Here is a 14,862-nt window from a genome sequence, read left to right as displayed (position 1 = left end):
CGCCGCCTGCAGGCCGATCAGTAGAACTCGACCGTATCGACCACGGCGGTCAGCGGCTCGCCATCGAGCAGGCGCGCCGCGTTCTCCGCGAAGCGGCGGGCGATGCGCTCCTCCTCCTTCGAGCTGAGGGCCGCGGTGTGCGGGCTCACGAGAACGTTCGGATGGCCCCAGAGCGGCGAGGCGGCATCGAGGGGTTCCTGCTCGAAGACGTCGAGAGCCGCGAACGCGATCCGACCGTCGTCGAGCGCACCGCGCAGCGCGGTCTCGTCGACAACGGTGCCGCGGCCGACGTTGGTGATGATCGCGCCCGGCTTCACGGCTTCGAACACCTCGGCGCCGATCAGATGATGGGTCTGCGCCGTACCAGGAAGGGTGACGACGATCGCGTCGACGTGGGCCACCGCGTCGATCAGCTCGTCCAGCGCCACCAGGCGATCCACTCCGTCCACCGGTTCGCCGGACCGTGTCGTGCCCCACACCCGCGCGCCGAGCGCGTGGAAACGTCGTGCGCACTCCGCGCCGATGCCGCCGAGGCCGACGACCAGCACGGTCATCTCGTCGAGCTGACGCATCTCCCAGCGGTCGGGCCAGGTGCGGGTGCCCTGGTCGGCGAGAAGACGCGGGAGGTTCTTCGCGCCCGCCATGACCCCGAACACCGCGAACTCCGCGAGCGGTCCGCCGTGCACGCCCGCACTGGTCGTGAAGACGACGCGGTCGAGCTGCTCGCGATCGAGACCAGCGGCCTTGACCGAGGCGCCGCCACCGGCAGCGGTCGTCATGACCCAGCGCAGCCGCGGATTGGCAGCCACGGTGCGCGCCAGCGCCGCCGCATCCACATCGGGGATCCCGAACAGCACGTCGGCCGAGTCGACCATCTCATCGAAGGCCTGCTGCTCGCTCGGTGTGCGCACGTGGTCCGGGTCGCCGGACCAATCGGCGGGTCCGCGCATCGGCGGCATGAGCGCGTGATCGCGGATCACCTCGACGCGAGGCTCGAGCTCCTCGATCAGCCGACACAGGTCTTCCGCCAGCGGTACCGCCACGACGGCGCGCAGCTTCTTCTCGGTCCCCGTCATGCTGGTCCCTTCCTCGGGAAGTCTGGATCCCTCACCTTAGCCCAGTTCCAGCAGGTTGGACACTGTTCTATCTGTTGGATTATTGCTACCGTGTGCGCATGACCATCTCATCCGTCACCGTCGGCGTCGTGGGCCTCGGCGCCATGGGCCGCCCCATGGCCGACCACCTGCTCGCCGCACACGGCCGGCTCGTCGTCCACGCGCGGCGCCCGCAGCCGGAACTGCTGGCCGCCGGAGCCTCCTGGGCGCAGACGCCACGTGAGCTCGCCTCCAGAGTAGACGTCCTGCTCATGATGCTGCCGGACCTCCCTCCGTTCGAGGCCATGCTCGACGGCCCTGACGGACTGCTCGCCGATGCCGGCGACCTGCTCATCCTCATCGGCTCCACCTCCTCGGCACCCGCCGTCCGCGCGTTCGCAGAGCGCGTCTCGGAGCAGACGGACGGCCGGGTGCGTGTCGTGGACTGCCCGGTCTCCGGCGGCGAGGACGGGGCGATCGCCGGAACACTCTCGATCATGCTCGGCGGCGCCCCGGACGACACTGCCCTCGCGGCAGAGGTGCTCGCCCCCTGCGGCACCCCCGTCCTGCTCGGCCCGCTCGGCGCCGGCGAGGTCGCCAAGGCCTGCAACCAGCTCGTGGTCTCCGCGACCATCATGGCGCTCGGCGAGGCCACCGTGCTCGCCGAGCGCTCCGGCCTCGATCTCGACGCGTTGTGGTCGCTGCTCTCGGGCGGATACGCCGGGTCGCGGCTTCTGGACAGCCGTCGCGAGAAGCTCATCACCGGCGACGACTCCCCCAGCGGTATCGCGCGGTACATGGTGAAGGACCTCGGGTTCGCGGCCGACATCGCCGATGCCACCGGCACCTCCCCCGTCCTGCTGCCCGCCCTGCGCGCAGCCTTCGACGAGCTGGTCGCCGCCGGTCTCGGCGACCGCGACATCGCCGTGTCACGACGCTTCATCGCCTCTCGTGACACAGGTGGCCACTGACCTGCCGTACAGCGATACGCTGAAACCACCCCTTCTTCACGATCGAGGAGCCTTCTGTGCCCGAAGCATCAGCGAACATCGGAGTCGTCGGACTCGCCGTCATGGGATCGAACCTCGCCCGCAACCTCGCCAGCCGCGAGGGGAACACGGTGGCGATCTTCAACCGCAGCTACGAGAAGACCCAGACGCTCCTCGACGAGCACCCCGAGGCCGGCTTCGTCCCGGCCCGCACCTACCAGGAGTTCGCCGACTCGCTGCAGAAGCCGCGTACCGCGATCATCATGGTCAAGGCCGGCGGCCCGACCGACGCCGTGATCGACTCGCTGGTCGAGGTCTTCGAGCCGGGTGACATCATCGTCGACGGCGGCAACGCCTACTTCCCCGACACCATCCGTCGTGAGAAGGCCGTGCGCGAGACCGGCATCAACTTCGTCGGCGCCGGCATCTCCGGCGGCGAGGAGGGCGCCCTCACCGGCCCCTCGATCATGCCCGGCGGCTCCGACGAGTCCTGGATCACGCTCGGACCGATCCTGAAGTCGATCGCCGCGATCGCCGAGGGCGAGCCGTGCGTCACCCACGTCGGCCACGACGGCGCCGGTCACTTCGTCAAGATGGTGCACAACGGCATCGAGTACGCCGACATGCAGCTGATCGCCGAGGCCTACGACCTCATCCGCCGCGGCACCGGCAAGTCGCCGGCCGAGATCGCCGAGATCTTCGCCGAGTGGAACAAGGGCGAGCTCGAGTCGTACCTGATCGAGATCACCGCCGAGGTGCTGCGCCAGGTGGACGCCTCCACCGGCCAGCCGCTGGTCGACGTGATCCTCGACCAGGCAGGAGCCAAGGGCACCGGCGCCTGGACCGTGCAGACCGCACTGTCGCTGGGCGTTCCCGTCTCGGGCATCGCCGAGGCGACCTTCGCCCGCTCGCTCTCCTCGCACCCCGAGCAGCGCGCCGTGTCGCGCGACCTCCCCGGCCCCGAGGAGGAGTTCTCCGTCGAGGACACCGAGGCGTTCATCGAAGACGTGCGCCTGGCGCTCTACGCGTCGAAGATCGTCGCCTACTCGCAGGGCTTCGACGAGATCCGCGCGGGTGCGGCCGAGTACGGCTGGAACATCGACCTCGGCGCGATCTCGAAGATCTGGCGCGGCGGCTGCATCATCCGCGCCCAGTTCCTCAACCGCATCGCCGACGCCTACGCCGAGACCCCCGACCTGCCCGTGCTGCTCACCGCCCCGTACTTCACCGAGGCGATCACCCGCGCCCAGGCGCCGTGGCGCCGCGTCGTGATCGCGGCCGCCGAGGCCGGCATCCCCGCGCCCGCGTTCTCGTCGTCACTGTCGTACTACGACGGCATCCGCGCCGACCGCCTCCCCGCAGCGCTCGTGCAGGGTCAGCGCGACTTCTTCGGCGCGCACACCTACAAGCGCGTCGACAAGCCGGGCACCTTCCACACGCTGTGGTCGGGCGACCGCACCGAGATCGAGGCGGAAGACACGCACTGACGTCTCGCCGTCGAAGGGCCGGGTACCGCGAGGTACCCGGCCCTTCGTGCATCGCACCACGATGCCGTACTCCCCTACTTCGTGATGTCCTGCACCACGCCCTTCGTCAGACGCAGCCGCCGTGTCGCATGACGCGCGACCGCCGAATCGTGCGTCACGACGATGATCGTGATCCCCTCGGCGCACAGCGATTCGAGCAGCGTCAGGATCTCGTCGCGCATGCTCTCGTCGAGATTGCCCGTCGGCTCGTCCGCAAGGAGAACGCGCGGCCTCTTCACGATGGCGCGTGCGATCGCGACGCGCTGCTGCTGCCCTCCGGAGAGCTCGGTGGGCAGGTGGTCACCCCTGTCGTCGAGCCCGACGTGTGCGAGCGCCTCGGCCACCCTGGTGCGGCGCTGCGCCCTGTCGAGACCGAGGGGCTCGAGCGCCATGTCCACGTTCTCCGTGGCGGTGAGCGTGGGGATCAGGTTGAACCCCTGGAACACGAACCCGATCTCCTCCGCCCTGATGCGGCCGAGCTCCTTCGCCGAAGCCGATGCGAGCTCTCTGCCGTCGAGCAGGAGCGAACCGGTCGATGGCGTGTCGAGGGCCCCGAGCAGCTGCAGCAGTGTCGACTTCCCCCCGCCTGTCGGCCCTTGGATCGTGACGAACTCGCCGGGCATGATGTCGAGGTCCACTCCGGTGAGCGCCTTCACGATGCGGCCCTTCTGCGTGTACGTCCGCGTGACGCCCGCCACGCGGTAGAGCGGGTGCTCGTCCTCGCGTCGTGGCGTCGTCGGCTCGAGGTCTGCGATGGTCATGCGGTTCTCCTTCTCGTGGAACGACTGCTCGGGCAATGGCGTGCGCTGTGGGACATCTTCCGTGTGCTGAATGCTCATGCGACCGACCGCAGCGCTTCCGCCGGGCTGAGCCTGGCGGCACGCCAGCCGCCGAATGCGCCTGCGACGAGGCCGCCGAGCACCGCGAGACCGACCGCCGCCACCAGCACCCACGGCGTGAAGGGCGCCTGGAGGACGACGCCGGCGGCGGGAGTCTGGAGCATCCCGCCCCCACCGCCGGTGGGGCCGGGGCCCATGCCTCCGGGGCCCGCGCCCTGACCCGCGCTGCTCGCGGCGACCGTGGGCCTGAGGACGTTGATCAGCACGATCCCGGCGATGCCGAGGACGAGCCCGACGGCGCCCCCGATCAGCCCCTGCACCATCGATTCGCCTGCGACCTGCCGCACGACGCGACCGTTCGACCATCCGATCGCCTTGAGGGTGCCGAACTCCCTGGTGCGACGCCCCACGCCCGACAGCGTGAGCAGCACCGAGAGCACCACCGCGACGACGAGCACGATGATCGAGAGCCACGTGCCGAGGTTCGTGATCAATGCGGTCGCGCTGGAGAGCGAGCCGGAGACGGTCGAGGCGAGCTCGGACTGCGACGTGACGGTCGCGTCGGGGAGTTCATCTGCGAGAGCCGCCTGGACGGCGTCGATCGAGGCGGCAGAGTCCGCCTGCACGTAGACGGTGGAGATGACGTCGTCGACACCGGCGAGCGTCTGCGCGGTGCTCAGCGGCAGGTACACGTTCGCCGCCGTGTCCGCGCTGTCCGAGGTCGAGCCGAGGATGCCGACGATCTCGACATCGGAGCCGGCCACGTCGATGGTGCTCCCCACCGAGAGCTCGTTCGTGGCGGCATAGGTGCGGTCGACGAGCGCGACGAGCGCCTCATCGTCAGCGGCGTCGAAGCCGCGACCGTCCGTCACCTCGGCGGAGGCGAGCGGGCCCACCGTGGTCTCGGCGGGGTCGATCCCGAGCACCGAGAAGGAATCGACGCCGAAGGATGCTCCGCCGCCCTGCCCGGCGTCCGGCGGTGCCTGTCCGGCCTCGGGCGCGGCCGGCTGCTCGCCGTCCTGCTGTGCGAAACCGCCGCTGGGCATCTCTCCGGAGAAGGTGGAGTTCGTCAGACTCAGTGCCCCGGAAGCGGCAGCGACGCCGTCCGTGTCGGCGACGGTGTCGAGCACCGAGGAGTCGAGAGTGCCGCGCAGGAAGTCGGTCCGCAGCATCGACTGCGCGAGCGTGGTCGTCTCGCCGTCGCTCTCCCCGGCGCCCGCATCGAAATCGAAGCGCGGCCCCTCGCCCTGGCCCGGCTCCGTGGTCGCGCCGGTCACCGTGAGGTCGGTGCCGACACCGTAGACGGACGCGAGGGCCTGCGCCTGTGCGTCCCGCACTCCCGCGGTGAGGGCGTTGACCACGATCACGAGAGCGATTGCGATCGCCAGTCCGATCGCGACGATCATCGTCTGCTTCTTGCGGCCGGCCAGTTCGCGCCGCAGATATGTTCCGTACATCTCTCTCCTTCCGCCGCGGCCATCGCGGGGCGAGATCGACGTTAGGAATCGCGCATATGCGAGATCGAGGGACAGGTGATGAGGAACCTATGGAAGGCGCGGATCATCCATAACGCATGCCTGGACGAACGCGCCGGCGCGAACCGCGAGCGCCTCGAGGTCGCCGCCGGGAGCCGTGGCGTCTCCGACGAGCGGCCCGCCCACCCCGATGCCGAAAGCACCCGCCGCGAGATACTCGGCGACCGTGTCGACACGCACGCCCCCCACCGGGATGATCCGCGCCTGCGGGAAGGGATCACGCACGGCACGGAGGAAGCCGGAGCCGAGCGCCGAGGCGGGGAACAGCTTGACCGCCGCACTTCCGAGGTCGTGGCCCCGCTGGATCTCGGTGGGCGTGTAGACGCCCGCCAGCACACCGATGCCCTGGCTGACCGCATAGGGGACGGAGGCGCTGAGGGTGGGCGTGACCATGAACTGTGCACCGGCGGAGACCGCTCGTTCGACATCGGCCTCGTCGAGCACCGTGCCGGCACCGACCAGCGCCGTCGCCGGGGCGTCCTGCACGATCTGCGCGATCGCCTCTTCCGCGTCCTGCAGGGTGAGGGCGATCTCGAGGGTGAGCACACCCACCTGCAGCAGCGTCCGCGCCGCGGCGACCGTGGCGTCGACATCCGTCCCCCGCAGGATCGCGACGAGCCGGGTGGTGCGCAGCCGTTCCTGCAGCTCGGCGTTGTCGACGGTGCTCACGATGCGACCTCCTCCACGGAGCCGGCAGATGCCACGATCGGCGCCCCGCCGCCCCAGGGGAAGGCGGGTGCACCGCCGACGTCGACCCGCACGCCGAGCAGGGCGCCGTCGGCGTCCGTGGGGTCGGAGAGCCCGATGCTCGCCGTCGTGATCACGAGCAGCCGGTCGACGAGCGCCACCGCGGTGGGCCGCTTCGCCGGAAGGCTGATCGTCTCGACGAGCTCACCCGCGGGTGAGTAGCGGCGCACCTCGGAGGCATCCCAGACCGCGACCCAGAGCATGCCGTCGAGATCAATGGCCATGCCGTCGGGGTTGCCGCCCTCGACCCGGCACAGGGTGCGGCGGTTCGAGAGCTCGCCGTCGGGCGCCACGTCGAAGGCCTCGATGCTGCGGTGCGGAAGCGTGTCGATGTAGTACAGCGTCGAGCCGCTGCGGTCGAAGGCGAGCCCGTTCGACACGGTCACCCCGCCGAGGCGAGCGGTCGGCTCGCCGTCGGGACCGATGCTCCACAGCGTGCAGTGGGGGTCGCGGGGCATCGACTGACTGCCCACCCAGAACCGCCCCGACGGATCGCCGCCACCGTCGTTCATGTAGTCGCTCGGCCCCGCGATGTCGCCCGTGAGGGGAGAGACGACGCCGTCGTCACCGACATGCACCACGCCGCGGTCGACGCCGACGAGCCAGCCCGCCCCCGGCTGCGCGAGCGGGATCGGGGCGCCGATCTGCGCGCCGACGACGACCGCGGTCCCGGGAACCACCCGTCCGTCTTCGATGCGTCCGCGATGCAGCGAACCGGTCGCCATGTCGATCCAGGCGAGGCTCCCGTCCCGACCGTCCCAGCGCGGCGATTCGGCCTGGACGTAACGGGCGTCGGAGAGGATCTCGACGCGTCGGGAGGTCTGGGTGTGCGGCATCCGGGTCATCCTTCGCTGGTAGCTCGTAACCGTTATGTGGCAGACTATCTCACAATATGCATAACACTTGCGAGAAATGTGGACACACGATGATGAAGCGGGGAAACAGCTGATGGCTCCGACACTCCACGGCTTGATGCCCATCCTGGCAACACCTTTCGACGAGTCGGGTGCCCTCGACCGCCAGGGCCTGCGCCGGCTGGTCGAGTTCCAGCTCGCGTCCGGCGTCGACGGCGTCGCCGTCTTCGGCATGGCGAGCGAGGGCTTCGCCCTCACCACCGAGGAGCGACGCACGATCCTGGACGATGTCGTCCGGGTGGTGGACGGCCGGGTCCCCGTGATCGCCGGCGTCAACGGCACCTCCACGGCGACCTCGATCGAGCAGGCGCTGCTCGCGGAAGAGGGGGGCGCTGACGCCCTCATGGTGCTTCCACCGTTCATGGTGAAGCCTCCGGCCGGGACGCTCGTCGACTTCTACGGGGACGTCGCCGACGCCACCTCGCTCTCCGTCATGGTGCAGGATGCCCCCGGTGTCACCGGTGTCGTGATGGCACCGGCACTGATCGCCGAGATCGCCCGCCTCGACGGCGTCGACTCCGTCAAGGTGGAAGCTCCCCCGACCGCCCCCAAGGTCGGCGCAGTCGTCTCGGCCATCGACGATCCCGCCTTCGCCGTGCTCGGCGGGCAGAACGCCCAGTTCTGCCTCGAGGAATACGCCAGGGGCGCCGTCGGCACCATGCCCGCGTGTGAGTTCCCCGACCTCCTCGGCCCCGTGCTCGCCCAGTTCCTCGAGGGGCGCGTCGACGAGGCTCGCGCCGAGTTCCGTCGTATGCTCCCTCTCGTGCTCATCGGTCTGCAGGGCGGCATCGCGTGGGCGGTGCACAAGGAGGTCCTCGTCGCGCGTGGCGTGATCGACCATGCGACCGTGCGCTACCCGGCCTCGCGCCTGGACGCCGGCAGCCGCGCCTCGGTCAAGCTCGTGATCGACGAGCTCGCCCTTCCGCCGATCCCGACCACGGTGCGCGTGTGAGCGGCCGCGGTGTTCTGCTGATCGGCGGCAGCTCCGACATCGGCCTCGCGATCGCCCGCGCCTTCGTCGACGGTGGAGACGCCGTCGTCGGAGTGGGGCTCGAGCACTCCGACGATCCCGTCTTCGCGCGGTACCTCGTCGCCGACTGCAGCAGACCCGAGGCCGCCGACCGTGCCGTCGCGGATGCGGAGCAGGCGCTGGGCCGACTCGACGTCATCGTTCTCGCAGCCGGGCGCATGCCGATCGCCCGCGCGGAGGACACCAGCGACGAGGACTGGCGCGGCGCGCTGGGCGCCACACTCGACTCCGCGTTCTTCGTGGCGCGAGCGGCCCTTCCCCGGCTCTCCGCGGGCTCGTCGATCGTCGCGGTGACGTCGGTCAACTCGTCGCTCGCCGCACCCGCCCTGCCCGCGTACGCGGCCGCCAAGGCGGGCGTCGACGGCCTCATCCGTCAGCTCGCCCTCGACAACGGCCCCCGCGGCATCCGCGTGAACGCCGTGCAACCGGGAAGCATCTCGGCCGCCGACACGGGCGAGAGCGAGGGATACCCGCTCGGACGCATCGGCCGCCCGGAGGAGGTGGCGTCGGTGGTGGCGTTCCTCGCCTCCGACGCCGCCTCCTTCGTCACCGGCACCTCCATCGCCGTCGACGGAGGGCTGTCGATCTCGTCCCCCGCGGCCTGGCTGAAGCCGGTGCTGCGGGAACGCTGGCTCTGACCCGCGCACATCGACGAAGAAGGCCGCGTCCCCTCCCGGGACGCGGCCTTCTTCGTGAGCAACGCTCGGATCAGGCGTTGGCGTCGAGGAGCCCCTGCACTTCCTTCTTCAGCGCGTTGAGACCGGCCTGCGCCTCGACCTGACCCGCGAGGATCGTCGCGACCCCCGCGCCGATGGCCGCATCGATCTGGGCGGTCACGGCGACACGATCCCACGCGGCACCGCGCGCGTGCTCGGAGACCTCGGTGCGGAACGCGCCCTGGAACTTGTCGGCGGCGAGAGCCGGGATCTTGTCGGCCACGCTCTTGGCGGCGGGCGCCACGGCGGAGTTCTCGTAGAGCGCGGTCGCGGCCTCGACGTTCGTCGCCGCGTAGAGGATGAAGTCGCGGCTCGTGAGCTCTCCCTCGCCCGCCGTCGCGAAGACGCCGCTGCCCCAGGCCCGGTTGTACGAGTCCTTGCCACCGGCGGTCGGACGCGAGATGGCGCCGATGTTGTCGATGATGTTCTGGGCGGCGCCGTTCGTCTTGACGAAGGTCGACGCGAGCGGGGCGTCGTCGTACAGGGCCGCCCGCCCGCTCGCGAACAGGATGCGGGCATCGCTGCGCGCCACGTTCGTCTGCGTCAGACCGGCGTCCTGCAGCGACTTGTACCAAGTGACCGCCTTGACGCTCTCGGCGTCTCCCAGGGTGCACTTCAGGTCGTCGGTGACGACATCGCTGCCGAAGCCCCACATCCACGGGACGGCGTCCTTCAGATCGGGGTTCTTGGTGACAGCGGCGTACGGGATCAGCGAGGAGTCCTGCTTCTTGATCTTCTCGAGCGCCGTGGCGAACTGCTCCACGGTCATGCCCGAGGTGATGCCGACGCTCTTGGCGATCTCGCCGTTCGTGATGATGCCGATGCCGGCGGCCGTCAGCGGCAGCACGAGCAGCTTGCCGTCCATCGTGTACGAGTCGAGCACGCCCTGCGGGATGCCCAGCCCCTTCGCGAGGTCGGAGAGGTCGGCGAGCACGTTCATCGGGGTCAGCACCTGCCAGCCGCCCGACTGTCCGACGCCCATGAGGTTGCCGGAGCGTCCGGTCAGGGCCAGCTGCGTGGCGGCCTGATCGTACGGGTAGATGACAGGGGCGACCTTGACGCCCTCTTGCTTCGAGAAGCCGTCGAGGATGCCCTGCCACGCCGACTTCAGGGCTTCCTCGCCGAGCGAGTTGCCGTAGAAGTTGATGGTCTTGGCCTTCGTGGCTCCGGCGGCCGTGGCCCCGGCGCCGGTGCCGGGCGCGGCGGGCGTCGCGCAACCGGCGAGCGCGAGAGCGCCGAACGCGGCCAGGACGGTTCCGCCTCCGAGGAAGGCTCGGCGGCTCAGCTGCGAGTTCGAGAGGTTCATGAGACTGCTCCTTCGGGGTGAGGGGGACGAGCTGTTCTGCGGTGCATCGCTATCCCTTGACCGCTCCGGCGGCGAGGCCGGACACGAAGTAGCGCTGCAGGAGGATGAAGATGAGGACGAGCGGCAGGGAGGTGATGAGGGACGCCGCCATGAGCGCCGGCCAGTCGGCGGTGCCCTCGCGGATGAACGCCTGGGTGAGACCGGCGGGCAGCGTCTGCTTGTCGGGGCCGGCGAGCGTGAGCGCGAAGAGCAGATCGCTCCACCCGCGCATGAAGGCGAACATGCCCGCGGTGATGAGGCCAGGGACCACGAGCGGGAACACGATGCGGAACATGGTCCCCGTGCGCGAGAGCCCGTCGACCTTGGCCGCCTCGAGGATGTCGTCGGGAAGGGCGTCGATGATGCCCTTCAGCAGGAACACCGCGAGCGGCAGCGTGAAGGTCGTGAACGAGATGATCAGCGCCGTGTAGGTGTACAGCAGACCGGCCGAGCTCAGCATCAGGTACAGCGAGATGAGCAGCAGTGCACCCGGGATCAGCTGGCCGATCAGGAACATGAACATGATGGCGTTGCGCCCGCGATAGCGGAACTTCGACAGCGAGTAGGCCATCAGTCCGCCGACCAGGACCGCGAGCAGGGCGGTGCCGGTGGAGACGATGATGCTGTTGAGCAGGTTCTTCAGCAGCAGGTCGTTCTGGAAGAAGCCGATGAAGTTCTCGAACGTCGGGTCGACCGGGAAGAACGGACGGTCGAGGGAGAAGACGTCCTCCTTCTTCGTGAAGGCGGTGGCCGTGAGCCAGTACACCGGCAGCAGGCCGAACAGGGCCAGCAGGAGGAGCAGGACGCGCCCCGGGATGGACAGGTGGGGGCGGGTGATCGACTCCCCCACGTCGCGACTACGGCGCATCACTTCTCCAGCCGTCGGTTGAGGAACAGGTATCCGCTCGTGATGATCGCCAGCAGGACGAGCCACAGCGCGCCCATGGCGGAGGCCTTGCCGAGCTCGTAGCTGCCGAAGGCGAGGTCGTAGAGGCTGACCGCGAGCGTCGTGGTCGAGTTGCCGGGTCCGCCGCCGGTCATGACGAAGATGGTGTCGAAGTTGCCGAAGTTGTAGATGAACTCCAGCACCGCGACGAGGGTGACGGGGCCGGCGATGTGCGGCAGCGAGATGTGACGGAACCGCTGCGAGCGGGTCGCGCCGTCGATCGTGGCGGCCTCGATCTGCTCGCTCGGGAGGGTCTGCAGCACCGCGAGCGCGACGACCATGATCCACGGGAACGAGTGCCAGGTCTTGGCGATGACCACGGCGGCCATGGCGCCCGTGGGGGTGCCGAGCATGCTCACCTCGGGCAGGCCGAAGACCGAGAGCACATGGTTGACGACGCCGTAGCTGTCGTTGAAGATCCACGCCCAGAGGAAGGAGACCACGACACCGGGGAGCAGCCACGGCAGCATGAGGGCGCCGCGCAGGATGTTGCGTCCGCGCATGCGGGCGTTCAGCAGCAGTGCCAGCGCCACGCCGAGGACGAGGGGGAAGACCGTGGCGAGCGACGCGAACACGACGGTCGTGCCGAGCCGGGCGAAGAACTCCTCCCAGACGGCCGCATAGTTGTCGAAACCCACGAACGTGCGCTCGGGGCGCAGGAGCGATTGGTCGAAGAGGCTCGTGAAGATGCTCGACACGAGAGGGAAGATCGCGATCACGAGGAACAGCAGGACCGCGGGAAGTGCGATCATGAAACCGAAGGTGCGATCCTTCGCGCCCAGCGTGGAGCGTCGCCCGGAGCGTGGCTCGACGGCCTTCTGCTCGCTCTCTGCGGGCCGCTCGAGTATGGCTTGTTGCATTGCAGTCACTTTCCAGTAGAGACGACCCCGTGGGGCCCTGCGCGTCGTCGTCACAGTCGTCAACGTCGACGTGCGGCCAGTTAACCACAATGCGGATGCGAAATCCACAAGATGCATAAGACACCCACATTTGTGTTGCTTGAAGCTATTTCTCTGAATAGGATGACTGGCAGCGGCGATCGACCGCGGCGTCGCATCCGCGGCGGCAGCACTGAGGAGGAGTGACCATGGCATCGGAATCGGTGGGCGGTACCCAGACCGTCGAACGGGCGATGTCGTTGCTCGCATGCTTCACCGAGGAATCCGGTGAGCTGAGGGTCTCCGAGCTGTGCACTCTCACCGGCCTCGGCCAGTCCACCGTCTCGCGCATGATGTCGGCGCTCGATCGCATGAAGTTCGTGGTGCAGGACTCACGCACCGGGCTCTACCGCCTGGGCCCCGCGGCCGTGTCCCTGGGCACGATCGCCCTCAACGGCTCGCCCATCTTCCGCGCATCGCGGCAGATCGCACAGAACCTCGCTCGCAGGATCGAGATCGGTGTGAACGTGGCCGAGCTCAGCGGCTTCACCTTCATGTACCTGTGCAACTTCGAGGGAGCACTCGCGCCCAAGTCGTTCGACATGGCGGGTCGTACGGGCCCGCTGCACGCCACCGGCATCGGCAAGGCGCTGCTCTCGGGCATGACGGACGCGCAGGTGGACGAGTACTTCGCGCAGGCGCCGCAGCGCTTCACTCCGCACACCATCGTCGACCGTGACAGCATGCAGCTCGCGCTCGACGAGACGCGCAGTCGCGGCTACTCGACCGAGATCGAAGAACTCGCCTTCGGACGTGCCTGCATCGCCGCCCCGATCCGCAACCGTGCCGGCGAGATCGTGGCCGGCATCTCGGCCAGCGGCCCCCTCTCGGTGCTCGATCTGCACGCCCCGCACCAGGAACTCGCGCTGCAGCTGATCGAGGCCGCCGACGAGATCTCCGTGGCTCTCGGCTACAGCCCGTCCCGCACCGCGTCGGCCTTCGCCGCGCTCTGACTCCTCTGCCGCGACGCGGCCCCCTGATCCGATCCTGATCCCTGACCGCGGCACCAGCCGCCGGCCGCTCGCCCCTCGATGTCTTTGGAGACCCCTGTGAGAATCACGCGCGTCCAGACCTTCCCCCTCTACCTGTCGAAAGAGGAGGCGAACAACTCCTACGCCGGCGACACCGCAGTCGACCACCGCGGCTACGTGATCCGCCCGCCCTGGCGGAGCCTGTACTCCCCCGGCTACGAGACCCTGCTCGTGAAGATCGAGACCGACGAAGGTCTGGTCGGCTGGGGCGAGGCACTGGCGCCGGTCGCCCCCGTCGTGGCGGCCGCGATCGTCGACAACCTGCTCACCCCGCTCATCATCGGCGAGGACCCGCGCTCGGTGCGCACGCTCTGGCACCGCATGACAGAGTCGATGCGCGAGCGCGGTCACCTCACCGGTCACCAGGCCGACGCCATGGCCGCCGTCGACATCGCACTGTGGGACCTCTGGGGTCACGCCACCGGCCTCTCGGTGTCCGAGCTCGCCGGCGGCCGCTTCCACGAGGTGCTGCCGACCTACGTCTCGGGGATCCGCGGCGTCGATGACGTCGAGCGCGCGGAGAAGGCGGCCGAGCTCGTCGAGGGCGGTGTACGCCGCATCAAGCTGCACCTCGGCGTCGACATCCGCACCGACCTCGCCACCTACGACGCGGTCCGCGGCGTCCACCCCGACCTCGACGTCGCGCTCGACGCGCACTGGACGTACCGGCTCGGCGAGGCGCGGGCACTCGGCCGGGAGCTCGACGACCGGAAGGCCTGGTTCTTCGAGGCACCGCTGGCTCCCGAAGATGTGGAGGGCCACCGTGACCTGGCGACCGCGCTCGCCACCCCGATCGCGGTCGGCGAGGCGATGCGCAGCCGCTTCGAATTCACCGACTGGCTCACCCGCCGCGCCGTCGGAATCACGCAGCCCGACATCGGTCGCACGGGCATCACCGAGGGCCTCGCGATCGCCGTGGTCGCCGACGCATTCCACGTGCAGGTCGCACCTCACCATTCGGCCGCCTTCGGCATCGCGATGGCTGCCGGCGTGCACGTCGCGGCGAGCGCCGCCTCGCTCCTCGCGTTCGAATACCAGCCGTTCACACTCCCGGTCGCCAACCGCCTGCTCACGACGCCGCTCGAGGTGCGCGCCGACGGTGGATTCATCGTCCCGACGGGGCCGGGACTGGGCGTGACCGTCGACGAGGACGCAATCGCGGAGTACGTGCGGCACTGACATCCCTCCCACCGACGACGAACGGGTGGGTGG

Annotated in this window: 14 protein-coding genes; 6 read left to right on the top strand and 8 right to left on the bottom strand. The window is 69.4% G+C overall.

Annotation, left to right across the window (positions count from 1 at the left end):
* Positions 1-17: 17 nt before the first annotated feature.
* Positions 18-1,076 (bottom strand): D-2-hydroxyacid dehydrogenase, encoded by a 1,059-nt coding sequence (locus ASD13_RS14990; RefSeq protein WP_055870816.1) that lies wholly within the window; start codon positions 1,074-1,076, stop codon positions 18-20.
* Positions 1,077-1,174: 98 nt separating this feature from the next.
* Here ASD13_RS14990 and ASD13_RS14985 point away from each other — a divergent pair, with 98 nt between their 5' ends.
* Complete coding sequence (locus ASD13_RS14985; RefSeq protein WP_055870813.1) at positions 1,175-2,065, top strand: NAD(P)-dependent oxidoreductase; 891 nt, start codon at positions 1,175-1,177, stop codon at positions 2,063-2,065.
* Between the two features lie 56 nt (positions 2,066-2,121).
* Entirely contained in the window at positions 2,122-3,570 is a 1,449-nt protein-coding gene (gndA, locus tag ASD13_RS14980; RefSeq protein ID WP_017828443.1) for an NADP-dependent phosphogluconate dehydrogenase, read from the top strand.
* A gap of 74 nt (positions 3,571-3,644) precedes the next feature.
* Here the strand turns inward: gndA and ASD13_RS14975 are convergent, their stop codons facing one another.
* From ASD13_RS14975 to ASD13_RS14960, 4 genes are all read right to left on the bottom strand, one after another.
* Complete coding sequence (locus ASD13_RS14975) at positions 3,645-4,370, bottom strand: ABC transporter ATP-binding protein (protein WP_055871229.1); 726 nt, start codon at positions 4,368-4,370, stop codon at positions 3,645-3,647.
* 74 nt (positions 4,371-4,444) lie between these two features.
* Positions 4,445-5,905: an ABC transporter permease gene (locus ASD13_RS14970; protein ID WP_055870810.1), complete on the bottom strand. Its 1,461-nt coding sequence runs from the start codon at positions 5,903-5,905 to the stop codon at positions 4,445-4,447.
* A gap of 87 nt (positions 5,906-5,992) precedes the next feature.
* Positions 5,993-6,652: a bifunctional 4-hydroxy-2-oxoglutarate aldolase/2-dehydro-3-deoxy-phosphogluconate aldolase gene (locus ASD13_RS14965; protein WP_235562612.1), complete on the bottom strand. Its 660-nt coding sequence runs from the start codon at positions 6,650-6,652 to the stop codon at positions 5,993-5,995.
* Positions 6,649-7,566: an SMP-30/gluconolactonase/LRE family protein gene (locus ASD13_RS14960; RefSeq protein ID WP_055870802.1), complete on the bottom strand. Its 918-nt coding sequence runs from the start codon at positions 7,564-7,566 to the stop codon at positions 6,649-6,651. The genes ASD13_RS14965 and ASD13_RS14960 overlap by 4 nt, the downstream gene beginning before the upstream one ends.
* A gap of 136 nt (positions 7,567-7,702) precedes the next feature.
* Here ASD13_RS14960 and ASD13_RS14955 point away from each other — a divergent pair, with 136 nt between their 5' ends.
* Together ASD13_RS14955 and ASD13_RS14950 are read left to right on the top strand one after the other, a co-directional pair.
* On the top strand, positions 7,703-8,596 hold the full coding sequence (locus tag ASD13_RS14955) for a dihydrodipicolinate synthase family protein (protein ID WP_235562610.1): 894 nt from the start codon (positions 7,703-7,705) through the stop codon (positions 8,594-8,596).
* On the top strand, positions 8,593-9,312 hold the full coding sequence (locus ASD13_RS14950; protein ID WP_055870796.1) for an SDR family NAD(P)-dependent oxidoreductase: 720 nt from the start codon (positions 8,593-8,595) through the stop codon (positions 9,310-9,312). Before ASD13_RS14955 ends, ASD13_RS14950 begins: the two co-directional genes overlap by 4 nt.
* A 70-nt stretch (positions 9,313-9,382) precedes the next feature.
* On the opposite strand, the gene ASD13_RS14945 is transcribed toward ASD13_RS14950, so the two are convergent.
* The 3 genes from ASD13_RS14945 to ASD13_RS14935 are packed head-to-tail and all read right to left on the bottom strand — an operon-like array spanning position 9,383 to position 12,541.
* Complete coding sequence (locus ASD13_RS14945; RefSeq protein WP_017828436.1) at positions 9,383-10,696, bottom strand: ABC transporter substrate-binding protein; 1,314 nt, start codon at positions 10,694-10,696, stop codon at positions 9,383-9,385.
* 49 nt (positions 10,697-10,745) lie between these two features.
* Positions 10,746-11,603: a carbohydrate ABC transporter permease gene (locus ASD13_RS14940; protein ID WP_055870793.1), complete on the bottom strand. Its 858-nt coding sequence runs from the start codon at positions 11,601-11,603 to the stop codon at positions 10,746-10,748.
* The gene (locus ASD13_RS14935; protein ID WP_055870790.1) at positions 11,603-12,541 is read right to left on the bottom strand and encodes a carbohydrate ABC transporter permease; all 939 of its coding nucleotides are present in this window, start codon (positions 12,539-12,541) and stop codon (positions 11,603-11,605) included. Before ASD13_RS14935 ends, ASD13_RS14940 begins: the two co-directional genes overlap by 1 nt.
* 227 nt (positions 12,542-12,768) lie before the next feature.
* On the opposite strand from ASD13_RS14935, the gene ASD13_RS14930 reads away from it, so the two are divergent.
* On the top strand, positions 12,769-13,572 hold the full coding sequence (locus ASD13_RS14930; protein ID WP_055870787.1) for an IclR family transcriptional regulator: 804 nt from the start codon (positions 12,769-12,771) through the stop codon (positions 13,570-13,572).
* A gap of 96 nt (positions 13,573-13,668) precedes the next feature.
* Positions 13,669-14,829 carry a mandelate racemase/muconate lactonizing enzyme family protein gene (locus tag ASD13_RS14925; RefSeq protein ID WP_055870782.1) on the top strand — a complete coding sequence of 387 codons (1,161 nt, stop codon included), beginning with the start codon at positions 13,669-13,671 and terminating at the stop codon, positions 14,827-14,829.
* Positions 14,830-14,862: the final 33 nt, after the last annotated feature.

The sequence above is a fragment of the Microbacterium sp. Root1433D1 genome (assembly GCF_001426835.1).
Classification (GTDB): Bacteria; Actinomycetota; Actinomycetes; order Actinomycetales; family Microbacteriaceae; genus Microbacterium; species Microbacterium maritypicum.
Note: the sequence above shows the minus strand (reverse complement) of the source record. Positions and strands in the feature narration are given on the sequence as shown.